This window comes from Methylobacter tundripaludum SV96 (assembly GCF_000190755.2).
GTDB classification, from domain to species: domain Bacteria; phylum Pseudomonadota; class Gammaproteobacteria; order Methylococcales; family Methylomonadaceae; genus Methylobacter_A; species Methylobacter_A tundripaludum.
In genome coordinates, this window is record NZ_JH109152.1 from 1,328,077 (window position 1) to 1,355,043 (window position 26,967).

The window sequence follows — 26,967 nt, forward strand, 5'->3', positions numbered from 1 at the left end:
TTGTGGAAAAACATCCCCCAATACCCGACAGCCTGCCCTCCACCGAGCAACTCCTGCTGGCAGGCGGCGATGCCCGCCTCGCGCTCGATCCGCTCAGCGGACTGAACAAATACGGCTGCCAACCGCTTCCCGACGCCCAGATACTGGCATTCGGCTCCTCTACGGCTTCCGTTATTTCCACGGAAGGATTCGCCGCCGCAAATCGGCTACGCCAGAAATTACTGGAAGCCATCAGCGCCGAATCACACTCTGCCGCCTATGCCCTCGAAATCCAGCGGATTCGCTTGGAATGGCTGCAATTATGCGGGCTGTCCGACATTACCGGGCTGGAGCTTATATTCGCCGCCTCAGGTACCGACGCACATGCCATTGCCGCTCAATATACGGGCAGCGGCGTGTCGATACCGGCGTTGATAATAATGGTGGAGGCTAATGAAACCGGAAGCGGAGTGGCCTCAGCCCTAGCGGATAAGCAAGATCGTGACGAAAACTCATTCACCGTCAATAATGCCGTCGAAGTGGTGCAAGTACCCATTCGACTGGAGGATGGGACGTCCAGACCGTTGGCTAAAATCGATGCCGAGGTAGAAGCCTTGGCAAGCAAAGCCGCTGCATCGGATCGGCGAGTCCTGCTGATTCTTGTCGATCAATCCAAAACCGGATTAATCGCGCCGAGCCCCGCCTGCGTCATGGCGCTACACCATCGCTTTCCCGATAACATTGAGGTACTGGTCGACGCCTGCCAGTTCCGCATCGCGATGCCGACGTTACGTGCCTATCTGGAGCAGGGCTTCATGGTCGCGCTGACCGGATCGAAATTTCTTACCGCCCCGTCTTTTTCCGCTGCACTACTGCTGCCTTCGACAGTAGCGGAGCGCCTGCAAAAGCGCGCATTGCCACGCGGTTTGTTGACGTGTCCAGCCAGAGCAAATTGGCCGATCAACTGGGCCGGGGCTGGATCTCTAAATCATGACGCCAATTTCGGACTGCTGTTGCGCTGTGAAGTGGCTTTGGAAGAACTGCGCAGATTTCGGATGGCGCCGCAAACAGCCACCATCGACTTCCTGCTAAACTTTGCGGGAGCGATCCATCAACGCCTGCTATCCGACCCGCACTTCGAACCCTTGCCCGTACCTCTGCTCGACCGTCGCCCCTTAGTAGAGGCAAATAGCTGGGATCATCTCCAAACCATCTTTCCTTTTCTGCTTTATCATCCCCAGTCTGTCGGACGGATACCGTTAAGTCGCGAAGAGACCCGGCATGTTTATCAACGACTGCCGGATGCATCCATGCAGTCGTCGGCAATCGCTCCATGCATTGCTCTACCTCCTGCATCCATGCAGTCGTCAATACGCTGCCAACTTGGCCAGCCCGTTGCCTGCGGCACCCGTAACGGCATAGCGGTAAGCGCCTTGCGTTTATGCATCAGCTCACGGCTGATTGTCGAAGCCACAGTGAGCGACGACAAGGGTATGGCAATAATTAAAAACGCGCTGATGGCTTTAGACAAAACAGCGTTACTAATCCAGTCAAGCGGGTAACGCTCGTTGTAGGGCCTGCTTACCCTCATAGCCATAGGTATCTACACAATTTTTTGTATTATAAATACAATGGGTTGCAAGTCTATCTAGCCCCCTCTCCTGTTGGAGAGGGTTGGGGAGAGGAGAATAAAAACAACCATTTATATCCCCCTCATCCCAACTTTCTCCCTCAAGGGAGAAGGGGCCGGCACTTGTATAGATACGTATGCTCATCGCCCAATGGATTTTTAATGTTCTCCGGCAATCCAGTGCGTCAAAAATGCCAAAAAACTTATCCTCGGCCTGCCTAAATTTTATTTGGAACCGTCAATGGGACCGTCTATTTTCTTACGCCGAAAGTTGAAGGACTCTTGGGGAGCAGCGACATTGGTTACTCCAGGGCGCCCCCAGTACTTCTCGGCTTGATCAAGTACCCGAAGATTTCTTTGCGCGACAATTTCTTGTAAGCCTAGCAACTCCAAGCCGGTAAAATTATGGGAAATAACTGCGGTTATCTTCGTGGCGTCGCCCAAGTCGGCGACATACCGCTCCAAATCGCCATCATACTGTTCTTTTATCGACTCCTTATAGGTGTAATACCACTCCGAGCCAGGATAGGCCGTGGCAAAATGCGGGCGCGCATGAATGCCAAGCTTGATCAATGCGTTGATCGTGTTACGAACACTCTGAAAATCCTCCTCCGGGAAGCCGATAATAATATTGGGAATCGGCATAATTCCAGAGCGCATGCATTCCCCCACGGAATCGATATTCTTTTGCGCTGTCGTGCCCTTGCCAAGATTTTTAAGAATGCCGGGATCGAATGACTCCAAACCGTAAACCAGATGCGTACAACCGGCTTCGTACATAAGCTTCAGGATTTCAGGCCGGTGCAGTGACGCATGACTGGTTCCGCTCCAATAAACGCCGGGTTCTTCTCCCGGAGCAGCGGCTTTCCCGCCCGGACGCCGCGAGGATGGCTGAAGACCTGCTGCGATCCATTTCTCGCAAATCTCCTTCAGCCATGTACGCTTGCTTGAGGCATCCATTGTCATCAGGTTTTCGTCCAGAAAATTGACGAAATCAATGTTGAAGTTTTTTTTCAGCTCCTTGACCATATCGATAATATAGTCGGGCGAGTGATAGCGAATATTGCGCCCGTAGGTGAACACGACATCGTTGTTGCCGTTACTGTCCTTTTCAATAAGCATGTCGCCTGTCGTACCCAAGTGCCAGCAATAGCGACATATCAAGCTGCATCCGTAACTCGCGTTAATATCGATGCGCCGTTTGATACGGTAGGCATCCTCACTAAAAAGTGACGCGGAATTCTTGAAATACACCTCTTCAAGAGGAAACAAATCCCACGCAGGAGCGGGTAGTGTATTCAGGTCACGAATAATCGGTCGTGTATTATTCAGGATCGGCTTGCCGTCGCCATCCCGGCATATCACGCCTAACGTGGCGCTAAAATCGGTATCTTTGTTGTCGATCTTTTCCAGAACTTCCGGCCATGTGACGAACGCTTCGCCGACAATGCCAAGATCGATCTGCGGTATCCATTCCATAATATCCTGAGGCATGCTCGTCAGGAAGCCGCCGCCCGCAACCAGGAAGGCATCGGGAGCAACCTCCTTGGCAATCCGGCAGGCTTCTTTGATAAAACTGTAGGTCGTTGTAAGACCACCGATGGCAATCACATCCCAGTCATCGGCCAGGTAGACATCCGGCAAAACGCCAAAACCCTTGCGCCACGCATTGGCATCATAAATTTGAACCAAATGGCCGTTGTTCATGGCAATAGCCGCCAGCAACGCGATGCCGTAAGGGATATGCCGTGGGACATCTTCTTCACGCACCACTGGATTTACAAAAAGTATTTTCGCCATCAACTCTATCTCTAAAAGCCCGCACAGAACTCATCAATTCCAACACATACCACCCCATCCCCGAACAAAGTACCTCCCCCGGTGCAGTTGTACAGCGTGGATTTAGAGGCGGCGAGCAAGTCCAAAATATTGCATCGATACCAATAATAGGTCGGATCGGTATAAAAAACCTCATCGGTATCCGGGTAGGTAAATTCGGGGAAAACGTCTTTGAGATTATCTTCGCCTACCTTGTCTTTAAGAGGGCCGTAGGTTTGGGTTAATTGATAACCGGTATCGGCCTTGTAATAACCAAGATCCATGCCCACAACGGCGATTCTGGGGATTTTCAGCGCCGTCAAGGCAAACACCCATGCCGCCGTCCCTACAGTGCCCCCGGTATTCATCGCAGGCAGCTTTGTTTCGTTAACCATGGCTCTGGTCAAACTTCCAGGACTTCCCGGGTTATCCACCAACGGCGCCCACCAATAGGCATCAAAGCCGACCGCTTCAGTGCGCTCAACCACATTCATCGGGGCCGAGGAACAAATAACCAGTTTCTGGTCTTTACCATGCCGGTTGACCAATTCGATATTGCGACGATTCTCCTCGTTTGAATTGTTGCGGAAGGCAATATCCAGATCCTGTCTTGAAAAATAATCATCCCCTTTCAGGTTACTTTCAAAATCGGGATCGCCAAACCAGCGTACGATTCTTGTGGGATGGGGATCCAGCGTCAACACGTAATCAGGTATCAATCCGGCCTTGAGACAACGCACATAAGAACCGTCAATCGCAACGATACTTCCCTCGTATCCAGAGTCTTTAATACGGGCCAATATATTGTTTTTATACAAGCTGGGACCCGCACTGATAATAATCGCGGACTCCGCTTTTTTCTGCTGAGGCGATGCAATATCCTTGATCGACTTTGCGATAAACGGCTTATTTCTCTTTGAGTTTTCGACTAATGTTTCCGAGTGCCAATCGAGCCCAATCGAGGTGATCTCATCCATAATTCCCTGAAATTCCGGACTAACGCCATGATGACTCATCATTATTCACCGTCAGCGCTTTCAGTGCTTTCCCAGAAGAGCATTTCACGCTCAACGAACACCATGCTGCCCCCGATAGATTCGAGCGCTTTTTTCTTAAATTCATTTTTGAAATCGGCAGAATCGTCGCTCACATCGGGCACATCGAGTTTGCGCTTGACTTCAAAATTTCCTTTCATTAATTCGCTCATCTTTATCCTCTTAAGGTTAACTATCAAGTTCATTGCAAATAACTACGCATCAAGCCATTGCCGTGAAGCATAGACATAATTATTGATTATTACCATTCACGCAACGGATGAAAATATTTCACTACGTTATTAAATCCTGAAGCTGAATAACTTCAATGCGCCATTGCATTCTACTTGGACAAAATTAAGTCTTCATCAATTACTTCACATTAAGTTAATTTTAGTTAGACTATATAAAGTGTATATTATAAAAATCCCCGCTTTGTGTACCGCAGAAGACTTATTGGCTGCGCCCGCATTGCCTTACAAAAACATCAAAATACTGAATTAGCGATAGATCAATGGATGAAAACAGCAGCTTCATAGCCACGAATGATGTCGGCCCTATTAAAACCAATGTTTTTGGGGAAAAATTCTTTTACAACCTTAATAGGGATAGCTTCGGCAAAATCAGTTCCCAGGCGCTATTCGAGGCAAAATTCGGCAACACACTCTTTCAATCTAATTCGCTAAATATCATTATCGGTACCGATTCCGGTTTATTACCCCTATACCTGCAACAAAAAGGCTTGCCTAACGGCTCCCGATATATTTTTATCGAACCTGAGTCTGTGCTTGAACAGCTGATAAACCATCAACTGCTTGAAGAATTAGATCCGGCTATAGTCTGCGTAACGCTCGACGAATGGGAAGAATCGGCTAAGTTATTTAAAATACAAGACTATTTTTATATTAACTCAGTTCGATCCTTTAATTCACTTTGCGCTGAAGACGATAATTACAATGCCTATGCAGAGCTCAGCTGGCACATTACCGAAATGTTGGCCCAAGGCCATTGGCATTACAATGTGTCTCTCGGCAACGAAGCGTTTACCATACGTCAGCTTGCCAATTTAGCGGACAACATATTACCGGCTAAATTACTTACTAACGCCTTTCAGGGAAAGACCGCAGTGTTACTGGCAGGAGGGCCGTCTCTGGACGAAGCGTTGCCCTGGGTGCAGAAACACCGCCAACAGCTCATTATTTTTGCAGTCTCGCGCATTTCCAGACAGCTAAAAAATATCAACCTTGAACCTGATTTTATTTTCTCCGTCGATCCCACCGAATTAAGCTTCGACATCAGCAAAGAAATGCTCACTTTCAGCGACCGCCCCATTTTTATTTACTCTTATCACACCGTTCCGACCCTAGTCAGCCAGTGGCGAGGAACCGGTCTCTATTTGGGCAGCCAAGTTCCCTGGAAATCAACGTTAAACCAGGCCAATTTTGACGGGGTAGGTCCAACCGTCACCAATACCGCTTTGAGCGTAGCGCATAAATTCGGCTTTAATCGCATTATCCTGGCCGGTGTCGATCTTTGCTTTACACGGGACGGCTACACCCATGCCGCCGGCAGCGATGAACATATTGCCGGCCCCCGCTTTAACTTGACCTCCTTACAAACAGAAACCAATGGCGATTTCATGGCGCCAACCAGCTGCGATTTGGTCGCCGCAATCAATACGCTGGCAATACAGGCCAAGGCCATTACCGCAACAGGTTGTCAAATAATCAATCCTTCCGCCAATGCCGCCAAAGTCGACAATGTAACCTACATGCCTCTGGCAGATATTCAGCTGGACGATAATCCGATCGATGTCACGGCCATTGTTGCCAAACAAATAGCAGCGTCAAGCCATCGTTCTTATAACGACCCGGTAATCATCGGCGAACTTAAGCGCGCTCAGTTTCAAATAAACGCTATCTTGCGTCTGGCTAAAGACGCTTTAACAATAAACGAGAGTATGTATAGCGCTCAGGGCGCCATCGAAAACTACAAAGACAAAAGAAAACTCGACAAAATTGAAAAAAAGCTCAACCGAGACCATCGCCAATACAGCAAGCTTGTTAAACGATTCGGTATTCGTAACTTTATAAAAATCACTAAACCCTTTACTGATGAGGATTGGAGCGCGGAAGAAGCTAAAGAAATGGGCAATGCCTATTACGAGGCCTATCGTGACGGCGCAATCGCACTACTTAAATTAATCAGCGATGCCATAGAGCGGGCTCAGTCACGCCACGAGGAAACTCGCGACGAACCGGACTTCTCTCAACTATTCGGTCAATGGCGCAAAGATCGTAGCTTCGGTCGAGCCGGATTATGGCGACAAAACCATCCCCATGCCAATATTCCGGAGTCGGTACAAACAGAGTTTAATGAACTGGAAGACCTGTTTACTTCCATCTTATCCAATAAAAACACTGGGCACATGGCGCAAGCAAAAAATCACGCCAGCTTTCCCATGTTGAAAAAACGCTCAGGTCTACTATTCAAACATCAAAAAACACAGGAATTAAAAGACCTGCTATCGGGGTTACATAAGCATCAAGATCAAACTGCTGCGGTTCCCTATGTCTATTTACTTAATGGCTACTTGGCTGAATTGCAAAATGACACTGAAACAGCCATAACCGCCTACCACAATATTATAGATAGCGAAGACTCTCCATTACTGCAAGAAGCATTGTTAAGAATAGCGTCCATCAGCATCAACACAAACAACGTTGACAATACTAACGCTTACCTGTCTCTACAATGCTTATCTCAGATCAATCCCGTTTATCTGCCCTTCTATGCGGAAATAGTCCGCCTACGAGGCGACGCATTCGCGGCCATAGATGTTTATAACCACTATATCAGCCAGTTTCCTGAAGACACTTTGGGGCAAATAAAACTAGCAACACTTTATATGGAAAATAAGATTTATGACGCCGCAGAGCTGATGTTTGATTATATCCTGACAAAAACGCCGGATTCGAAAGCGGCAATCGACTTAAAAAAGCAACTGACTTATTTGAAGACTTTAAATTGAAATTTATAACTTTATGTGAAAGGGAAAGCAGGGTTATCCGACAGATGTGTATGCCTGTGTAGCTTGTCGCCCCTTATCGAAAGCGACTATTTGTTTTTCCAGTATTTTTTTTTGCTCTTGTATTCTTTCAATTAAAACCGCATCTTCCTCAATAATTGAGCTTGCCAACGATTTTAGAGCCTCGGACGCCATAACAGCTTCTGAAAACAATTTTTCCAAACAGTGCTGCCGCAAATCCAGCACTACGGCTAATTGCTCCCATGCCTCTGCGGCAGCACATTCAGACACTTGATTAGACAGTGCCGCCAACTCTTCCAATTGAAACTGAGGATGCTGGTCAGCAGAGCACTCCTCAGTTTTTGATGGCATCCCAGGCTCCTTTTATTTCCCTCATTAACGAAGCGACTTCATCAAGTATTGCTTCGTCATTTTCGCGACTGGCTTGCAATAAACGAGTAGTCATATAGTTATATAATCGACTAAGATTGGCTGCAATTTCGCCGCCTTTTTCTAAATCAACTGCTTCGTTTAAGCCGCCGACTATTGCTACCGCTCTAGATATATAAACGCTCTTTAACTCTAAATCGGAGCGATCCATCGCCCCTTTCGCGGCATTCACCCTAGCCAAAAAACCATCCATTAACATTTGTATCAAATAATGCGGCGAAGCATCCGCTAACCCGCTTTCATTATGCACATTAGCGTATTGATTTACGCCTCTTTTGTAAGCACTTGGGTACATATCAGCCTTCCTTTATTATGCCAATGCCTGAGCAAGGTACGTGGATGTCGACTTCAATTTGCCGACGATTACATCCATTGCTGTAAACTGCTTGATCATGCTTGCCTGCAAGCTGTCCATACGGCTCTGGACATCAGCTCTCTTTGCAGTAAAAGACGTCAATTGTTTGTTCAGTGATGTTTGTTGCGAATCCAAAGGCCCACCCGACTGCAAATACTGTGTCAATTTTGAATCTAATCGGGTAGCAACGCCATCAGTCGATGAGAATACATCGCTCACAGCCGAAAGATTGGCGGTCAAAGCCGTAGTAAGCTTGGTACTGTCCAATGCCATAACCCCGTCTTTATTAATCGAAATACCAATCATCGCCAATGAATTATAACTACTGGTCGCTGAGGTTACAGTGCTACTGGTATCCTGCCTTAACTGATTGCTTATGTTACGTAATGTTGCATCGCCCAGCAGCGAACCATTTGACGAACCTGAAGTTCCCGCATACTTACCTAATCCACTGGTAGTTGAATGAAGGCTATTGTATGCCGTTACAAAATCGGTAATCGTTTTGCTGATCGCCGTTGTATCCAAAGTAACACCCAAATTAACAACCGTTCCAACTGCAGCGGATTGCAAATTCAAGGTCACACCGGGAAGCACATCGGTGATTGTATTAGTGCTGCGAGTCGCCGCTAATCCATCAATCTTGATCGTGGCATCCGTAGCGGCCACTGTACTGTAGTTTGCGGGAGTTGCCGTATCAAGAGCATTCAATCCTGCATCGCCGCCCGTAACCGCCAAGCTAAACGCATTAGCAGTCCCCGCATCTTTGGATGTCAGCACTAATTTTGAAATGGTTGTACCGGGTGTCACTGTAGAATCCACATTAATAATACTGGCTGTCACACCATTATTACCCGTCGCACCGTTAATCGCATCGCGAACATTCGCCAATGTAGCACCAGCTCCAATAGTTACGGCAAACGCTGTTTTTGTGGAACCTGCCGGATATGTAAAATTAAGAGCACCTCCTGTTGCTGTAGCAACTGAAGCAGTATTAGCATATTCGGTAGTTGTAATCGATTGCTTCGACTTAGCCAACTGAGTTACTTCCACAGTATGGCTTCCCGGCACCGCGCCAGCCCCGGCTGTGGTTGTAAAGATAGCCGTATTCGCAGAAACGGCCTGAGTGGCTTTAAATAAATTTGCATCCTTAAGTTTTTGCACCGCTGTTTGGAAACTTGATAACGCACTTTTTAATGAGCCAAGCCCACTTAACCGGGCGTTAGCAGCCGTCTGCTGACGGGTGATAGCATTAAACTGAGGCTGTCCTTCAGCTTGAACCAGCTGACTGACAATGCCATTGATATCCATGCCGCTACCAATCCCGGTTGAGGATGAAATAGACATAACTTACCTCCTCGCAATTAAAGTCACTTAAAAAATTAAGCTCTACTCTGAATAACAGAGCCTTTTTTACCGTCCAGTTCCTGCATCTTTTTTATGAATGCCAGCATATCTTCCGACGGAATTTGACGCACTGTCTCACCGGTCTGATTATCAACAATTTTAACCACAACTTTTTTTGTTGATTCATCAATCTTAAACTCTAAGTTACGGTTTGCAGCTTGAAGTATTGAATTACCCTCAACTGCTGCTGACTTTAGCTTATCCAGAGATGTTACGTTAGAATCAAACTCCTTTTCCTTTAAACCATCAGGTGACAAGGCTGGTTCGGATTCAACTTTCTTATCAATTACCGCATCCGTTTTCAAAGAGGCTGAGTCTTCATTTTGTCGCTTATTTTTCACAACTGTAGCCGGAACAAGCTTCGATACATTTGTAATTTCACTGTTCATATTACTAACCTTCAGTTAACCCTATTTTCCAAATGGAAAAGGCTGTAGTACCACTACAGCCTCAGCCTTCCCTGACCGTTTCCTTAAAACCTTATCTGAGTAAACTCAGCACTCCCTGCCCAGATTGGTTCGCCTGTGCCAACATGGCTGTGCCGGCTTGTTGCAGAATCTGAGAGCGACTTAAAGAAGCCGTTTCTGCGGCAAAATCAGCATCCATAATCCGTGATTTAGCAGCGGATTGATTTTCAACAGATGACTGTAAATTTGCAATGGTCGTAGTAAATCGATTCTGAACCGCACCCAAAGTAGCCCGGAAGTTATCGACATTTTTAATCGCCAAATCAATACTGTCTATTGCTGATCTTATTTTTGCTGAACCCGCCGTTGACCCGATAGATACCCCAGGAGTAGCTGACGCCACGGCTTTTACACCACCGACTGACATTAAATTAGAAACAGTAATGGAAATCTGATTGTTTGTGGCTGTTCCCGCACCGACCTGAAAATTAGCACCCTTCATTGACCCTGCTAAAATTTTCTTATCGTTGAATGTAGTATTATCAACAATCCGCTTAATTTCCAAGCCCAATTGCTTAAATTCCAGTTGCAATTTTTGTCTGTCACCAGAACCCACTGCCCCCATGTTAGCCGCTTGGACGCCCAAATCACGCATCCGTTGCAGGGTGTCGGTAATCGTACCCATTGCAAATTCAGCTGTTTGAGCCATAGATATGCCGTCATTAGCATTTCTTATCGCTACTGTCATGCCGCGAATTTGCGAGTTCATCCTGTCCCCGATCGCCAAACCGGCTGCGTCGTCTTTTGCAGAGTTGACCCGTAAACCTGTGGACAGCCGCTCCATTGAAGTGCTGAGACTCATTGAGTTTTTATTCAAACTTCCTTGAACGCCTAATGCCCCAAGGTTTGTATTAATTTGCATGACCATGATCGTATCTCCCAAAAATCCCTCGGCTTACCCAAGAGAAAAAATTAATTTATGTATTCAAAAAACCTGTTAAACCTTCGTCTCGATAATGTTATCGACGTGCATTTAAATTACTTTAATATTTTTTCAGAAATATTTGGAAAACTCTCCTTGAGCCTGTAAGAAATCGGACTCTTTGCCTATATCCAACCAATATTCATGAACTGGAAACATTGAAACCAATTCCCCCGCCTTAATTTGCTGATTTAAAAACTCCGGCATATCGATCTGTTGCTGCTTGGCAATGGTTTGCACCAACGATTGATTAAGCACATAAACCCCGGCATTGGAAAAACAGCTGTGAACAGGTTTTTCAACGATATTGGTAATACGTTGACCATTCATACTTACAACACCATAAGGAATCTGGTATTCATATTGACGAACACACAGCGTCGCTACCCCTTGATGCTCATTATGATAGGTCAGCAAACGGGGAAAATTGATCTGTGTCAAAATATCGCCGTTCATGACAATCATCGGCAAATCGGGCAGATCAGCGGGCAATAGACCCAATGCTCCCGCCGTTCCTAGCGGTTCATGTTCCTCAATGTAACTGATTTGCACTCCCCAACGCTGCCCATCGCCAAAATAATCTTTAATCTGATCCGCCAAATAATGGACCGCGATATAAAAATCCCTGAATCCCGAACTCACAAAACTTTCAATAATGGTTTCGAGAATCGGCTTACCGCCGATTTCCAACAAAGGCTTAGGGCACACATCCGTCAAAGGCCGCAAGCGTCTACCAAAGCCGCCCGCCATCAAGAACACCGGATTTTGGAAATGCGGTTGCTTATACAATCCCTGCAAAGTCTCCAGCCCAACCACTTTGCGATCGGCATCCAAAATCGGCAAATGAATTAAATTGTGCGCCTCCATAACGGCGCACATCTTGGTTTTGGAATCATTGATCGAAGCGACTTTAGGATTCGCATTCATGACTTCCGCGACAGCATGATCCAAAGAAAGCCCCCGCATCAAGGCCCGCCTTATATCGCCGTCAGTGACCACGCCGGATAGTCTCCCAAGGTCATCACTAACTAATGCAATCTGTAGCGCAGCTGCATCTATAACGCGAATAGCTTCCTGCAAGCTGGTTTGGGGATTAATCAGTGCATTGCGCCAGTTATGTTTCATACCTTAATCTCTATTAATAGACTTTATTTGCGAACGAGGCGGATATACAATCCGGTTGCAAGCAATATCCTGCGTTACCACACTACCGGCGCCAATAATGCTGCCTGCGCCAATGCTGATGCCTTGAATAATTGTTGCCCCCGTTCCAACATGAACAGCGTCGCCTACATCAACGGTACCGCTAAGCACGGCTCCCGGCGCAATATGAACATGTCGCCCGATTCGACAATCATGCTCGACAATTGCGCCGCTATTCACAATAGTATTCTTAGCAATTTTTGTGCCTACCTGAATAATGACACCTGCCATCACCTGCACACCATCGCTTAATTCAACGTCGGCCGCGATGAACGCGGTTGGATCAACCAGGGTTTTAAAGCGGTAGCCTTTGGCATTAAACGTATTAAATAATCTGGCTCGCAAACCTTTATCTTTCGGGAGCGAACCCACGCCGTTAACCAGTTCAATTTCTGCCGCCGAATAATCAAATACCACATTATCCGAGCCCAGAACATTGAGTCCCAGCAACACGCATCCTATAGATTGATTTGGATCAACAATACCCAATAGTCGACAATTTAGCCGATGAAGAATATCTACCAGGACTTTAGCATGCCCGCCGCCGCCCAAGATAATGATAGGTTTAGTCATTACATCCTTTAAATCAATTCGTCTGCATCGTAATTACGATTGCTCGACTCACCCAACAGCACCCAATAATCCATTGGACTTTTTCCTGTTCCGGGACGCTTTATGGTCAAATTTGTTTCAGTAAAGCATTCCCCTGAAGAAATAGGGCATCTTGCAACCAGACTTTTACGAACGACCTTTTGGTTCTCCAGCTCCATCGGCTGAGGACCTTTAAGCCCTTGCCCCAAAGCTTTTTCAACATCCCTGATGCCCTGAACCATCGCTTTAAGCTCATCAGGTTCAAGAGACACCTTATGATCGGGGCCTTGTTGGGTTCTATCCAGCGTAAAATGCTTTTCGATGACTGTCGCGCCTCGGGCTACCGCCGCAACAGGCACAACCAAACCTACACTGTGATCCGAATAACCTACCCTCAGGCCAAAAGCCTGCTGTAAAACATCCATTGCTTTCAGATTAATATTTTCCATAGGCGTTGGATATTCGGAAGTACAGTGCAATAAAGTTACTTTTTCCCGCAACACAGCCTGACCTTGCGCCGAGCTATAGGCTTGCTGAAAAGCGCTACTGGAGGGTTGCCGCTGTTGCAGCGATCCCACACTTCCAATATCGCCGGCGATCGCAAGATAGCCGAATGCCAGCACGCCCAAGGCTGTTTCAACCTCGCCCAAAGTCGCCATACCTGTCGATAAAATAATGGGTTTACCGGTTTGCGCATGCGCCAACAAAAAAGGTCCGTTAGTGATCTCCCCTGAAGGAACTTTAAGCGTTTCGACGCCAAGCTTGCGTACAAGAAAATCAAGACTTTCAAAGTCAAATGCTGTCGATAAAAATTCAATCCCCAGCTTCTGGCAATAGGCTAATAACTGAAAATGCAGCTCATATTTCAATTCCAGCCGCTTTAACATCGTCAGCTGATTTTCATCGGCATCCGTGGTGATTTTTTGATACGCCGCTTTCCCGGCATGCTGGGTAACCAGGTTTTCAGCCTTAAACGTCTGAAATTTGACTGCATCCGCGCCCGCTGCAACAGCGGCGTCAATCAGTTGGCGCGCTGTTTCCAGATTGCCGTTATGGTTGACGCCGGCTTCGGCAATAATAAAAGTACTCATCGCTTATTCCCCATTACCAAGATCATAAAAGCTCTTTTTTAATAAGCCGTCCAAAGATTGAGACTTCAATAGCTCTTTTATTTTTGCCGATGCGCCACTGTTGCCATAAGGGTTTTCGACCGTCTTCAATGATTCTTGAAATTTCTCGGAAAAAAGCCGGTTGAATGCCTGCACAATCGCATCAACTTCAGGCTCGCAATGAATCACGCTGTCCGCGCAAAGCCGCCCTTTTTGCCTGTCGCCGATATTGATCGTGCCAATTTTGAAAGCCGGGGCTTCTATCAAGCCGCTGGATGAATTGCCTACGACAGCATCCATATATTTCAGCGCGGAAAGATAACGTAACGACCCTAGCGATACAAAAGACGCTATTCGTTCGGGAAAGCGCTGCCGGTATTGTTCAATCATATCGATAATCACGCGACCATCAGCATCCGCATTTGGCTGAGTAAAAATAATGTGGCTATCGTCAAAGCAATCCAGGGCTTTCAGAAGATTGCCAAATTGCGATGCCGCCGTGGCATTTTCCAAGGTGACAGGATGAAAAGTGACCAGCAAATTACGCTTGCCCAGCTTGAAACCAATGGCTTGTTCAAGCTGCGGTTTATCCAGCAGTTGCAAACGAAAAATATTATCCAGACCCGGCGCACCCGCATTAAAAACACGTTGCGGCTGCTCGCCCAACTGAATGACCCGCCGCCGATAACTTTCCGTTGCAGTAAAATGCAAATGGGACATTTTGGTAATGGCATGGCGGATGGCATCGTCAACCGCGCCTTCTGTTATTTCGCCGCCGTGAATATGAGCAATCGGAATGCGATGCGTCATAGCCGCCTGACACGCCGCAAAAATCTCGAAACGATCGCCTAAAACCACCAGCACATCCGGCTGCAAACATTCCAGCGCATCGGCAAAGCCGATGACGCCCAAGCCTATCGATTTACTGATGCCGACCGGCGTATCCGATGACAGCAGCATCTCCACTTTGCGATGGATAATAAAACCATCCTGCTCTACCTGCTTCCAGGTTAAGCCGAATTCCGGCGAAAGATGCATACCGGTAACGATAATCTGCAATTCCAAAGCCGAATCGTCCTGGATCTCCTTCATCAGCCAGTACAACAGACCATATTCAGCGCGGGAACCGGTGACTGCGCAAATTTTACGCTTTGCCTGCTGCTGCATCAGATTACACTGCTCGGAATATTCACAATCCGCTCAGCCGCCCATTCCGTGTTGACTAACGCACCTTTCCGGCAATGCCGATACATAGGTAATCGGTGCATGGGTTCCCAAATTGGCCGGGTCATTATGCCCTGTTCATTGGTTGCCTTTAAAAAAGCATCCCGCTCGGAGAGATTCTCAAGCACTACCGCATTTAACCAGTAATTCGAATATGCGGCTTCCGGCTCAATAAAGCACTGAAATCCATTTTGTTGACTCCACTCAATGTACCGTGCCGCCAACTCGCGCTTTTTGGTGACGAACAGCGGCACACATTCAAGCTGCGCCACGCCTAATGCGGCATTAAGATTGGGCATCCGGTAATTAAAGCCCACTTGATCATGTATGAATTGCCATGAGTGCGGTTGTTTTGCTGTCGTGGTCAAATGCTTGGCCTGTTTGGCCAAGGTTTCATCGTCGGTCAAAATCATTCCGCCGCCGCCGGTAGTCATGATTTTATTACCGTTAAAACTTAAAACGCCTACTCGACCGAAGGTTCCGCAATGCTGTTTATTCAACGTGCTGCCCAGCGCTTCTGCGGCATCTTCAACCACCGGGATATGATATTTTCCACACACTTCGACAATCCTGCCCATGTCGGCAGGATGCCCGAACGTATGCATGGGCAGACAGGCGGCAATCCGTTTGCCGGTTTGTTTATTCCAGGCCTCACCGTTGCGGTCTTCGGCAAACTCACCCAAATAATCTTCCAAAGCCTGAGCGGAAAGCCCCAAGGTCGTTCTGTCCACATCGACAAAAACCGGCTCGGCGCCGCAATAATGAATGGCATTGCAGGTTGCGACAAAGGTTAATGCCTGGGTAATCACTTCTTCATCCCGCTTAACACCGACCAGCAACAATGCCGCATGCAAAGCCGCGGTGCCGTTAACCGTAGCCACTGCATATTTTGCCCCGGTATATCTGGCGCAATCCGCTTCAAACCGGTCAACGTATTGCCCGACACTGGACACAAAAGTACTGTCTATGGCATCAATCAGGTATTCTTTTTCCCTACCCTGAAACCGGGGCTCATGTAAGGGTATTAATTCATCAGTCTGATAAATTTCCCTGACACAACGAATGAAATCCTCGACAATCGCTCCATGCATTGTTCTACCTCCTGCGTCCTTGCAGTCGTCATACATTGTAGATACCGGATTTGTATTTTTTCAGGTTTTCCGGATTTAAAAACCAGTCCACCGTTAACCGCAAGCCCTCTGTTATATCAATCCTTGATTCAAAACCGGTTAGCGCTTTAATTTTTTTATTATCACACCAGAGCCGGTTCACTTCGGACTTTTCAGGTCGTAAACGCTGCTCATCGACAATAAACTCCACATCGCTATGCATGATGTTTTTAATGATATTAAGGGTATCGCCTATCGATATTTCAGAATTGGAGCCGATGTTCACCGTCTCGCCAAGGGTTTTATCCGACTCGGCAAGCGCAATAAAGCCGCGACAGGTATCTTCCACATAATTAAAATCCCGCGTCGGCGATACATCGCCTAATTGGATTTGTTTTTTGCCGCCGGCAATCTGGGTAATGATAGTAGGAATGACGGCTCTTGCCGATTGCCTCGGCCCGTAAGTATTAAAAGGGCGCGCTATAGTCAGCGGTAATTCAAAGGCATTGTAAAAACTCATCGCCATCGCATCGGCGGCAATTTTACTGGCGCTATACGGCGATTGCGGCTGCATGGGGTGTTTTTCATCGATAGGCACATACTGGGCAGTGCCATAGACTTCGCTGGTTGAGGTGTGTATCACCCGCTGAACCTGATTATCCAAAGCGGCCTGGCAAATATTTAAGGTGCCTTTGATATTGGTATCGACATAGCTGTCGGGGGCTACATAGGAATACGGAATCGCTATCAGCGCCGCCAGATGATAAATGACATCGATACCTTTGGTAATATGTTTGCAGTAATGCGGGTCTCTTACATCGCCATTCAGTACTTCTATCTGATCCAGGCAATCGACTTCTTCCAGCCAACCCCAATGGTTAAACGAATTGTATTGAGACAATGCTTTGATTTGATGCCCTTGTTTGGCAAGCATTTCTGTAAGATGCGAGCCGATAAAACCATCAGCCCCTGTCACTAATATATTTGCCATAACTTTACGGTGTCATCATTCGACTAATTTTGCTTTTATAAAAGCTTCGGCCATTGCCCAATCGGTTAATGTATCAATATCCAGACTCATAACAGCATCCATCACCAGCGGTACGGTACGTTCGGAATAAAACGATTTCTTTTCCTGTAAAACCGATGTCTTGCAAAGATACATGGCGCCATTGGGTGTCAGTAACGGCTCTACTTCCTGCCGTCGGGTTTGAATAGCTTTGTCATTGGAAAGAGCCGTTAAAAAACCATCATTACTTTTAAACAAGGTAGTCAGGTCCCGGTGTATTTCTTTACAACCGATCACCCCATCCGCTTGCCGCCTTTCCATCAATTCTAAAGCCTGCTCAATTATAGCAGATGACCGAAAAGGGGAAGTTGGCTGCAACCACATCACTTGTTCAGGCAAATAATGATATTCGTCCTCAAACCAGTGCAGAGCATGTTCTACAACAGCAAGCGCTGAAGCCTTGTCATTTGAGCATTCAACTGGACGAATAAAAGGAACGCGCAAACCGGCATCACATCCAACTTTTGCATAGTGATCGGAATCTGTCGATAAAACAGCAATATAGTTATTCAAATCTGCTTTTTGTATTGCCTGAGCCGTCCAAGCAATCAAAGACTTATCACCCAGCAATTTTATGTTTTTGTCGGGTATTCCTTTTGAACCGCTTCTGGCCGGAACAATAATTAATGTTTGAATTGGCATTATCTTCTTTAAAATAGTAAATTCAACTTTGTAAAGTAACAACGTGCTAGACTTCCCACCCGAATTTAGTACAGAATTTTATTTATAGTTATTCAAATATATACCGATAAACAGATACGGCCTGCTTTTTTGGTCGCCATACAAATTACACACGACTATATCAAAATAGGGATTGAAACGCCTCATTTATGACTTCACAACCATTACGCGTCGCGATATTCATGCCACACGCCAACACAGTTTATTTATCTATACTGTTTGGATTAAAAAGAGGCTTTGAAAAACACAATGTCGAGGTATTTGCCTCAGTCAGTCACTACGATGAAACCTGCCTGCTGGCGTTTTGCCAGCAGTTCAAACCCGATCTGATTTTTGAATTGAACCGTTCGCGCAGCCAACTGCCTAATCTGCCGAAACACATTATGCATATCGCCTGGATCGTCGACTCACTGGGACAGCCCGTCGATTATTATCACGGCAGCGATATTACCTATTTTTTCGGGGGTCCCTGGAAACGCGCTTTTACCGCAAACGGCGGACTGGTCGACTGGCTACCGCCCGGCGCCTGCGAAACCGCTTATGACTTCAAATCCCAACAGGCGATATCTGATTTCTCCTTTGTCGGCCATATTCCTGCGCCATGGACGGAGAAAGAGCTGTCTCGTGAGATTTGCCAATACCAAGGCCAGACAATCACCTTCGGCCGGTTGCATGACGAACTGTTAGACTACTGGAAAGCCTTCAGTTTCGAAAATTTTGAAAACTTTACCTACCTTAACTCGGTCTACGAGCTGATTGAAGAGCGTTATGCGCAAAAAATAGAAATCCAAGACCAGCAGCTACGCTACGATCTGGGCTGCCGGATGGTGCGACTGAGGAACCGTCATCAACTCATTTCTCCGGTGCTCGAAAGCTCCGACTCGTTACGAATCTACGGCTCCAAAAATTGGAAAAACTGGGAACAATACCGCCCCCATTACCATCATTTTGTAGATCATCCCCAGGAGTTGAAACAGATTTACCAGTCGACAAAACTTAACCTGCACGAAGGAGTCGGCCCGCACTTTCGGGTATTTGACGCCATGTCCGCAGGTGGGCTGATATTCGCGAAACGGACACCGGATGACCACACAGAAGGCGGTATGTTGGAAATTTTTGAACCTTTCGTCCATTACGTTCCATTTTTAGAAAATGATTTTGCAGAACTTGCCGACAAATATCTTGGCGATGATACGGTAAGACAAAAAATCGTGACAACAGCAGCCGAGCATGTGCGCGCCCATCACACCTGGGCCCACCGCGCAGAGAAAATCATTCGGGATTACTACAGTGTCGTCTGACCGTATCGCGCCCCAAGCTTTGCCTATGACCACGTTTTATGCCGAACATGTTCACAGCCATATTCACACCGACCATCAGCAAACCTTACAAAAATATCGCAACAGAATTCAGGCAGAACTGGCGAAATTCGGTATCTCCGAAAACCAGTTACACGACAAAACCATTCTTGACGTCGGCTCAGGATGGCAAGCTATCGTGTTTCAGGAACTGGGCTGTCGACAGGTTTATCATCTGGACATCAATCGCAAACATGTCGAGTTTTTAAATCATTACATCACTGAAAACCAGATTGACAATATCAAAAGCGAACAAGTTGATATCAGCCAATCTCTGGGCTCCGCCAAGCACATCGACCTGGCTTTCATCGCCGGGGTTTATCACCATTTGCAGAACCGCGAAGACTTTATTAAAAATTTGCTGCCCAACATGACAGCAAACAGCGACATTTTATTTAGAGTTTATCGTTCAGGCACATGGAGCCGCTGGCTGGTTTCAGCTTTAAGAATCGCTACCATTGATAGACTAACCCCGGCGCAACTGCTCGTCGCTTACCGGCTGCTGCATCCGTATGGTTTGGACAATCAGTTTGTCGGCGACATGATCGACGATTTGTTGACCCCTCAGTGGCTGGCGTTTCATCCTCGCGAATTCATCGCCGATGCCGAACAGCTCAAACTGCAATGTCAGTGCTCGGCAGAACCTTTTGCAATCGACTTTTCCAGTCAGGATGAAAATTTTCGGGTGAAATGGCATATCACCGATTATGTTGACTTGGATTGTCTACATCAGCCGCTGGCAACCGGCCAAGCTCATGTTGCTGAAATATTTGATACATCCCCGGAAATAATCGATCTGCGCCGACAATTAATCGATCTGCTTAAAAGCCTTCACGACCATGCTGACCGCGATGCGGCACTGGTTATCGTATCGCTATATTTTTTAGTCAGGAAACATACCAACATTGATGTATTTAACGGTCAAATTTTACATGCAACGCCAAACCGGAATCTCGCCGCTTGGCGTATCGAGCATCTTAGAAAATCGGTAATTCATTTCCGCGACTGGTTAAGCCAATGAATATCTTAGGCATTACCTCCGGCAGTGAAAGCGGTGCCTGCCTATTTCAAAACAGCCAAATAAAACTGGCCGTCAGCGAAGAGCGTTTAAGCCGGAAAAAATTCGACGACGCATTTCCGACACAATCGATTAACTGGATTCTTAAGGAAAGCAATTTATCAGCTGGTGATATTGATCTGATCTGCTATGGATTCAGTCAGGATTTTACCGACAGCGCCGCCGAACAAGCCTATATCAACGCCTTATTGTCAGCAGAACCGGCCCTGAATGCGACAGCCAGTGCTATCATTGAACAGCGCATCGATACTGAGCGAGAAATTGACGGCGCAAAACGCCGGGAGTTCTTCGACGCTATCCGCCAACGATTTCCAGACAAGATAATTTACAATTGCAGTCACCATCAGTCGCATCAAGCTGCGGCTTTTGCCCCCTCACCCTTTCAGGACGCGCTGATTATCACCGCAGACGGTCGTGGCGATTTCAAATCATTGACCATCAGTCGCGCGGGTAAAACCTCCGGAATTCAAGAACTTTATGCCAGCCCCAGCTGGCGTAGCCTCGGTTATTTTTATGGTCGCATCACCCATTTATGTGGTTTTACCCCCAACCGCCACGAAGGCAAAATCACCGGATTGGCAGCTTACGGCAATCCCGAAGCGGCACAAACCTTAATCGAGAAAATCATCCACTTGGAAAACGGCTTGATTTGCCCGGCCTTTGGTGAATTCTATACCCCATTTTTCACCAACTACTCGACTGCATTAACCGAACAGTCCGAAATCTATTCACGCAACGATCTATCCGCCGCCGCTCAACAGCAGTTAGAAAATATTGTGTGCAATTTAATTGAAAAACACGCTACAGAAACAGGATTGCGCCAGATTTGCTTGGCTGGCGGCGTGTTCAGCAACGTCAAGCTTAACCAGAAAATACGTCAGCTTGATTGCGTAGACGAGGTTTTTGTCTATCCGGCGATGAGCGATGGCGGCATCTGTATTGGCAGCGTTTATCATTATCAGCTGAGCAAGGCTGAACAGGTTGCTGTGATCGACCATGTGTATCTTGGACCGACCTGCGAATTATACACAGCAGCTGCCGACGATTTTCAACGGCATTGCATTCAGACCACTGTCGAATCACAACCTATTGATAAATTAATAACTTTGCTTGAGAAACAAGCCATTGTGGGCTTAGTATCAGGCCGGAGCGAGTTCGGCCCCCGCGCGCTGGGCAATAGAAGCATTATCGCTTCGGCGTTTGATAAAAACATCACCGCACAAATTAACCGTAAACTGCAACGCGATGACTTCATGCCGTTTGCTCCCAGTATTGCAGAAGATTTTGCCGGGCATTGCCTAAAAAATTACCAATCGTCCTGTGTATCCGCTAACTTTATGACCCTAAGTTTCCCTGTTACCGAAGAATTTGCATTAAACTCGCCGGCAGCGATACATGTTGATAATACCGTCAGACCGCATATCGTTACCCGAAAAAGTAACCCCTTCTTTTATGACTTATTAATCGCTTGGCACGAAAAAACCGGGGGATTGTGTCTGCTGAATACCTCATTCAATATTCATGAAGAACCTATTGTTAACAGTGTCCACGATATAATCCGCGCACTTGAGAAAAATGCGGTTGACTTGGTATTTAGCCCCCCTAATTTATTCTTAAATAAATCACAAAAGACACTTTTATGAAAAAGCCACCTAACTTTTCCGAATTACTTGATAGCCATTGTGTGCATCCTTGGGCGTATGTTTTGATCAATGCAGTCGGCAAGGTGACTTGCTGCACTCAAAATAGAACTCGACTCGGGAATATTCACGAAGACAGCTTGGAGGATATGTGGAATTCCGAGGCCGCTCAATCGGTTCGAAAACTCATAGGCGAAAATAATTATATGGCCGCCGGTTGCGCACCCGAGTGTCCTTTTTTGCGTGGCGCAAAATCAGAAGACGCCGTGCAACCCCCCGCCAAAGAGCGTATCAATCTGGACTTTACAATTCCCGTAGACTCATCTGCACTGGCAAAAAACATTGAAACCGTCATCAGTGAATATAAGAACAAGCAACTGCAAGTTTCCGGCCTCCCTATTTATGTGGATTCCCAACCGATACTTCGATGCAATTCCGATTGCTTTATGTGCAATCAAGAGCACCTCAGCAATTTAGAACATTCTGACGACGTACTCAATAAAATTGAACCTTTAAAAGCGACCGCAAAAGTTTTTAGATGGCAAGGCGGTGAAATTTTCAGCAGTAAACGGTTTTTCAATTACCTGGAAAAATTCGATTCAAGCATCAATCCTGACCTAATCAAATATGTAATTACCAATGGCAGCTTACTAACTAAAGAGAGAATTAAGGCGCTTACAAACGTTGAAAACCCGGTCTATTTTTTAGTTTCAATAGACGGCGTAACAAAACAGACTTTTGAAAAAATTCGGGTCGGATTAAATTATGAACGAGTCATGGAGTGCTTATTTACGCTGGCTGAAATCCAAGCCAAGTCCGAGACAAATCGAATATTGGTATGCTGGAATTATGTAGTAATGAGCTGCACGCTAGACGAAATGTATGACGCCATCGATTTAGCTTCAAATCTAAAGGTAGATTTAAATTTTGCGGCATTACAAGGTGAGTTTCCCGAAGAAAATATTTTTCTTTACCCCTTGTTTGACCCAGCAACATTGATCAGTAAATTCACTGAAATGCAAGCTTACAGCGACACTAAAAACATCGCGGTCAGCGGTTTAGACGGATTGATCTACAGAATAAAGCAACGCAACGATTATCAAATACCCAATTAGAAGTTGTTATCGAACCCAGTAAAGTATTGGGTTCGATAACAAATCCCGATACATTATTAAACTTCAAAAGTCTGAAAGACTAACAAAGGATTTAATTCATAATAAAATAGCTTTTTGTTACAAGCTTAAATTCCCGATAATCTGCACAATTCCTCCCTGAGACTGACTTTAGGCGAGAACTTCCACTCCTGATAACTGAAGTTTATTTGCTGCATGGTTTCATCGGATTCGCGAGGCACATAATCAATTATTGAATTCGATTTAAAACTCGATACTACCAAAGTCGCCAGCTCTTCGGCGGTATAAGATTCTTCGGACCATATTTCAAAAAATTTCTTCATATTGCCGGACTTTTTCAATAATTCGGCAATTTCCAGTATCGAAACAATGACATCTTGAATATGGGTAAAGTGAAAGCGGGTTTCGCTATCAAGAACCCGAACCAGCTTGTTTTGCTTGGCTCGTTTTACGAAAGTCGGCAATAACTTGTTAACATGGTCGCGCTTGCCACCATAAACATCGGATAGGCGACAAATAGCCAACGGAATATTAAAACTGTTTGAAAAAGCCAGTATCAACTGCTCAGCGCTTTTTTTGGAAATCGCGTAAATATGATCGATAGATATTTGACTGTCGTCCAATCTGTCGTAAAAAGAGACTTCCCTAGTACTCAAATAAATAAACAGCGGTTTTCTTGCCGTAGCAGATTCCGTTTGGCTAGCCACAATTTCAATCAGATTGGTTGTCGCCAAAATCGTAGAATTTATACACTCTAAGGGGTTGGCTCTCGCATCGCTAACCCGTGAAACCCCAGCCGCATGAATAATGATATCGACATCATGTAATAACGGAGTTAATCGTTCTTTATCCAGCAGATCCAGATTGACATATTCGATGCCCAATTCGGCAAAATCTCCAACCGTATCGTCATGCGGATAAACCCTGTCCACGCCGACGACAATATGGCCTAATTTGGCCAAGGCAATTGCCAATTCGCTACCGACAAAACCCGATATGCCGGTGATGAAATACTTAGCAGCCATTAAAAAACTCCTTAATAGCGGCAATCACATATTCACACTGCTCGTCATCAAGAAACGGGTGTATCGGTAAGGATAATACCTCTCTCGATACTTGCTCGGTAACCGGCAAATCAAAATTACCAAGCTTAATAGACTCGTTGAGGTGCAATGGCTTTTCCCAATGAATGAAGCATTCAATATTCTTCTGCCGGAGATGACGAAGTAATTGATCCCTTTTTAGACAACGAATCGGATAGGAGCTAAATGTATCGAAATAGCCACTATCTTTCGGTGGCTGTGGCAATTTTAGATCAACACAATTCATTAAGCCTGTATGGTAGCGCAAGGCAATTTGCCTTCGCCGTTTTATATCGCTTTCGAAGTATTTTAAATTAACGTTTAATAAAGCCGCCTGTAAATTATCCAGCCTGGAATTAAAGCCAAAAGCCACCAGCTCTTTATTTTGGTTCTGTCCATGATTTCTTAATAACCTGACTTGCTCAGCCAAACACCGGTCATTGGTAGTAACAAGCCCCCCATCGCCATAACAATGCAGACTTTTCATTGGATGCAGGCTGAACGCATTAATAATCCCAAAATTCCCGGCATATACGCCATTAATATGCGCGCCCAGCGATTGCGCGGCGTCTTCAATAACATGTAAACGATATTTGCCGGCAATTGCCAATAATGCGTCCATATTGCAACAACGACCATTCATATGTACCGGAATAATCGCCCGTGTCGAAGCAGTAACGGCTTGCTCCAGTTTTTCAACCGCCAAATTAAAATCATCGGCTATATCGATTAAAACCGGTTTCGCACCGCAATGCACTATCGTGGACACAGTGGCAACAAACGTATGGGCAACGGTTATTACTTCGTCGCCTTTACCAATATCCAAGGCTTTCAGCGCTAAAAACAGTGCATCGGTGCCGCTATTTACGCCGATGGCATATCGCACCCCCAACATTTTGGCAATCGATTCTTCAAACAGCTCGACATCTTCCCGCAAAATGTAACTGGCGTTAGCGGCAACTGTGCTGAACGCGGCCAGTAGTTCTTCTTGTCGCTGCCCAAATTCTTGTTTCAATCCAACGTAGGGCACTTGAAATGAATCATGCTGTCCCAAAACCATCTCCAAATAACTTTTTACTATTCCAACAAGCAATAAACGACACAATATACCGGCAGGATGGCATCTCCTGATTCGACATTTGGATGCTAGGCTGATACCTATAGCCGTGTTGCGTCAACACATTGCCTTCAACCCCTTCGTACTTACGTATCGTGGTTCCGTGCTCGAACATTTGTAACGCTGCCTTTTTCAAGGTTTCACCTGACGCATCAGCTTAAATACTCCATACGCGTTTTTCTGTCCGAAAAATCTATCATGCTCACAAAATATATCTCCATACGAGAAAGCACTACATTTAGTGGTTTGGGCTGTCAACTGCATAGCCATGTTAGTTATTTAATGCATCTTCTGGCGGCAATATAAACTCACATTGATGTGGATTTAAACGCTCTCGGATTTGACATGCAATATCTCTAGGGAGCGGCATTAAAACTTTACTTCCTTGCGGTATATCTTTCGGGCTATAAACATAACGCCCTCGATACTCTCGCCCATAGCGCAAAGGATCTTCATCCACAAAAAATGCAATACGATCATGTAAGATTCCATAAAGCCAATTAGCACCTATCGACGTTCCAAAAACCCCAAGTACATCAGTTTTTGTGGTAAGAGCTTGCTCCTGAAGAGCTGAAAGCCAGGCAATACTAGCTTCAACAATGGCACTTTGCTGTGAAAGCAAGTTATTATCTTGATTTCTTTGTATTACATCCTCAGTTCGACGCGCAACAATACTAATTTCCTTTGGGAGTAATTGCGTATCCAGGTATTCAATTTGCAAGCCTGCACGCGCCAATAATATTTCAATACTCTGTTTCGAGAAGTGAGAGCAATGATCAAAAATGGAAATATCAAAAGGCGAATCTGGAAAATGCGGAACCTGTAGTATCGCAAGACTGTTCTCATGCATACGATCACGCATACTTCTCAAAAAAGAAAGCGGGTTAGTTACGTGTTCAAGCACATGAACGGCTGTTATAAGGTCAAAAGTATTTTCGATGTCAGCCAACTCCCCTTCATACACATCGCAAACATTCGGAATTTTTAGGACGCGTTCCCGGTCGGGAAGATGGGGATCGAAACCAAATAAACTCCAATTTTGTACTTGCGCTGAAAACGCCTTCAATGTGGGTCCTGTCCCACAACCTAAATCCAAGAAACGTCCACTCTCGGGTATCGTAAATTTCCCGAAAAAATTGCGAAACATAACTTCCGATCTAGGTAATGCAACGCCTATATCTTGGTCAAATATTAGTTGCTCACTCCGATCTACACTTTGGTGATAAAGATCATAGGATGAATAAATACGTTTAGTGGATTTACTCCAGGATTCATCTACGACTTTTTGAACTAAACCGCATTGAGGACAAACCCCTACTAAGAATTTATCTTCCCATGACCGACAATCCGAAGTCACTGCCAGAAGATTTCCCGCTTTCTCAAAACTGCGAAGCCCCTCGAATTCACATGAGTGACACTTATGTATAGGTTGTGTAGATGCCATTATGAGCTTCCTGATAGTTCTTTTCGCATAAATGAAAACATA

The 26,967-nt window shown here is 45.9% G+C and carries 24 protein-coding genes; 6 read left to right on the forward strand and 18 right to left on the reverse strand.

Going from position 1 to position 26,967, the window contains the following annotated elements:
* Positions 1–2: 2 nt before the first annotated feature.
* Positions 3–1,541 carry a hypothetical protein gene (locus METTU_RS06030; protein ID WP_006890422.1) on the forward strand — a complete coding sequence of 513 codons (1,539 nt, stop codon included), beginning with the start codon at positions 3–5 and terminating at the stop codon, positions 1,539–1,541.
* A 293-nt stretch (positions 1,542–1,834) separates the two neighbouring features.
* Here the strand turns inward: METTU_RS06030 and METTU_RS06035 are convergent, their stop codons facing one another.
* The 3 genes from METTU_RS06035 to METTU_RS06045 are packed head-to-tail and all read right to left on the reverse strand — an operon-like array spanning position 1,835 to position 4,634.
* Positions 1,835–3,409: a B12-binding domain-containing radical SAM protein gene (locus METTU_RS06035; RefSeq protein WP_006890423.1), complete on the reverse strand. Its 1,575-nt coding sequence runs from the start codon at positions 3,407–3,409 to the stop codon at positions 1,835–1,837.
* Positions 3,410–3,420: 11 nt separating this feature from the next.
* Positions 3,421–4,446: a 6-hydroxymethylpterin diphosphokinase MptE-like protein gene (locus METTU_RS06040; RefSeq protein ID WP_006890424.1), complete on the reverse strand. Its 1,026-nt coding sequence runs from the start codon at positions 4,444–4,446 to the stop codon at positions 3,421–3,423.
* On the reverse strand, positions 4,446–4,634 hold the full coding sequence (locus METTU_RS06045; RefSeq protein WP_006890425.1) for a hypothetical protein: 189 nt from the start codon (positions 4,632–4,634) through the stop codon (positions 4,446–4,448). The genes METTU_RS06040 and METTU_RS06045 overlap by 1 nt, the downstream gene beginning before the upstream one ends.
* Positions 4,635–4,975: 341 nt before the next feature.
* Here METTU_RS06045 and METTU_RS06050 point away from each other — a divergent pair, with 341 nt between their 5' ends.
* The gene (locus METTU_RS06050; protein ID WP_006890426.1) at positions 4,976–7,492 is read left to right on the forward strand and encodes a motility associated factor glycosyltransferase family protein; all 2,517 of its coding nucleotides are present in this window, start codon (positions 4,976–4,978) and stop codon (positions 7,490–7,492) included.
* 33 nt (positions 7,493–7,525) lie between these two features.
* On the opposite strand, the gene fliT is transcribed toward METTU_RS06050, so the two are convergent.
* From fliT to METTU_RS06110, 12 genes are all read right to left on the reverse strand, one after another.
* Entirely contained in the window at positions 7,526–7,861 is a 336-nt protein-coding gene (gene fliT / locus METTU_RS06055; RefSeq protein WP_006890427.1) for a flagellar protein FliT, read from the reverse strand.
* Positions 7,845–8,234 carry a flagellar export chaperone FliS gene (gene fliS, locus METTU_RS06060; RefSeq protein WP_006890428.1) on the reverse strand — a complete coding sequence of 130 codons (390 nt, stop codon included), beginning with the start codon at positions 8,232–8,234 and terminating at the stop codon, positions 7,845–7,847. The genes fliT and fliS overlap by 17 nt, the downstream gene beginning before the upstream one ends.
* 15 nt (positions 8,235–8,249) lie before the next feature.
* Positions 8,250–9,638, reverse strand: coding sequence for a flagellar filament capping protein FliD (gene fliD, locus METTU_RS06065; RefSeq protein WP_006890429.1), 1,389 nt, complete (start codon positions 9,636–9,638; stop codon positions 8,250–8,252).
* Between the two features lie 35 nt (positions 9,639–9,673).
* Complete coding sequence (locus METTU_RS06070; protein WP_006890430.1) at positions 9,674–10,087, reverse strand: flagellar protein FlaG; 414 nt, start codon at positions 10,085–10,087, stop codon at positions 9,674–9,676.
* Positions 10,088–10,178: 91 nt separating this feature from the next.
* The gene (locus METTU_RS06075) at positions 10,179–11,033 is read right to left on the reverse strand and encodes a flagellin N-terminal helical domain-containing protein (protein ID WP_006890431.1); all 855 of its coding nucleotides are present in this window, start codon (positions 11,031–11,033) and stop codon (positions 10,179–10,181) included.
* 126 nt (positions 11,034–11,159) lie between these two features.
* The gene (locus METTU_RS06080) at positions 11,160–12,212 is read right to left on the reverse strand and encodes a nucleotidyltransferase family protein (RefSeq protein ID WP_006890432.1); all 1,053 of its coding nucleotides are present in this window, start codon (positions 12,210–12,212) and stop codon (positions 11,160–11,162) included.
* A gap of 3 nt (positions 12,213–12,215) precedes the next feature.
* Complete coding sequence (locus tag METTU_RS06085; protein ID WP_006890433.1) at positions 12,216–12,863, reverse strand: acetyltransferase; 648 nt, start codon at positions 12,861–12,863, stop codon at positions 12,216–12,218.
* An 8-nt stretch (positions 12,864–12,871) separates the two neighbouring features.
* On the reverse strand, positions 12,872–13,972 hold the full coding sequence (gene neuB / locus METTU_RS06090) for an N-acetylneuraminate synthase (RefSeq protein ID WP_006890434.1): 1,101 nt from the start codon (positions 13,970–13,972) through the stop codon (positions 12,872–12,874).
* Positions 13,973–13,975: 3 nt separating this feature from the next.
* Positions 13,976–15,157 carry a UDP-N-acetylglucosamine 2-epimerase gene (gene neuC, locus METTU_RS06095; protein ID WP_006890435.1) on the reverse strand — a complete coding sequence of 394 codons (1,182 nt, stop codon included), beginning with the start codon at positions 15,155–15,157 and terminating at the stop codon, positions 13,976–13,978.
* A complete protein-coding gene (locus METTU_RS06100) occupies positions 15,157–16,305 on the reverse strand; it encodes a LegC family aminotransferase (protein WP_006890436.1) in 1,149 nt (382 codons plus the stop codon). The genes neuC and METTU_RS06100 overlap by 1 nt, the downstream gene beginning before the upstream one ends.
* Before the next feature lie 28 nt (positions 16,306–16,333).
* Complete coding sequence (locus METTU_RS06105) at positions 16,334–17,314, reverse strand: NAD-dependent 4,6-dehydratase LegB (RefSeq protein WP_006890437.1); 981 nt, start codon at positions 17,312–17,314, stop codon at positions 16,334–16,336.
* A gap of 15 nt (positions 17,315–17,329) precedes the next feature.
* Positions 17,330–18,034, reverse strand: coding sequence for an acylneuraminate cytidylyltransferase family protein (locus tag METTU_RS06110; RefSeq protein ID WP_006890438.1), 705 nt, complete (start codon positions 18,032–18,034; stop codon positions 17,330–17,332).
* A 188-nt stretch (positions 18,035–18,222) separates the two neighbouring features.
* On the opposite strand from METTU_RS06110, the gene METTU_RS06115 reads away from it, so the two are divergent.
* The 4 genes from METTU_RS06115 to METTU_RS06130 are packed head-to-tail and all read left to right on the forward strand — an operon-like array spanning position 18,223 to position 23,264.
* On the forward strand, positions 18,223–19,374 hold the full coding sequence (locus tag METTU_RS06115; RefSeq protein ID WP_081466876.1) for a glycosyltransferase: 1,152 nt from the start codon (positions 18,223–18,225) through the stop codon (positions 19,372–19,374).
* Between the two features lie 25 nt (positions 19,375–19,399).
* The gene (locus METTU_RS06120; protein ID WP_040579668.1) at positions 19,400–20,452 is read left to right on the forward strand and encodes a methyltransferase domain-containing protein; all 1,053 of its coding nucleotides are present in this window, start codon (positions 19,400–19,402) and stop codon (positions 20,450–20,452) included.
* Positions 20,449–22,152: a carbamoyltransferase C-terminal domain-containing protein gene (locus METTU_RS06125; protein WP_006890441.1), complete on the forward strand. Its 1,704-nt coding sequence runs from the start codon at positions 20,449–20,451 to the stop codon at positions 22,150–22,152. The genes METTU_RS06120 and METTU_RS06125 overlap by 4 nt, the downstream gene beginning before the upstream one ends.
* On the forward strand, positions 22,149–23,264 hold the full coding sequence (locus METTU_RS06130; RefSeq protein ID WP_006890442.1) for an SPASM domain-containing protein: 1,116 nt from the start codon (positions 22,149–22,151) through the stop codon (positions 23,262–23,264). Before METTU_RS06125 ends, METTU_RS06130 begins: the two co-directional genes overlap by 4 nt.
* 125 nt (positions 23,265–23,389) lie before the next feature.
* Here METTU_RS06130 and METTU_RS06135 read toward each other — a convergent pair whose 3' ends face one another.
* The 3 genes from METTU_RS06135 to METTU_RS06145 form a co-directional block, all read right to left on the reverse strand.
* Positions 23,390–24,307, reverse strand: coding sequence for an NAD-dependent epimerase/dehydratase family protein (locus METTU_RS06135; protein ID WP_006890443.1), 918 nt, complete (start codon positions 24,305–24,307; stop codon positions 23,390–23,392).
* Positions 24,297–25,379: a DegT/DnrJ/EryC1/StrS family aminotransferase gene (locus tag METTU_RS06140; protein ID WP_169624859.1), complete on the reverse strand. Its 1,083-nt coding sequence runs from the start codon at positions 25,377–25,379 to the stop codon at positions 24,297–24,299. Before METTU_RS06140 ends, METTU_RS06135 begins: the two co-directional genes overlap by 11 nt.
* Before the next feature lie 373 nt (positions 25,380–25,752).
* The gene (locus tag METTU_RS06145; RefSeq protein WP_006890446.1) at positions 25,753–26,925 is read right to left on the reverse strand and encodes a class I SAM-dependent methyltransferase; all 1,173 of its coding nucleotides are present in this window, start codon (positions 26,923–26,925) and stop codon (positions 25,753–25,755) included.
* Between the last annotated feature and the right edge of the window lie 42 nt (positions 26,926–26,967).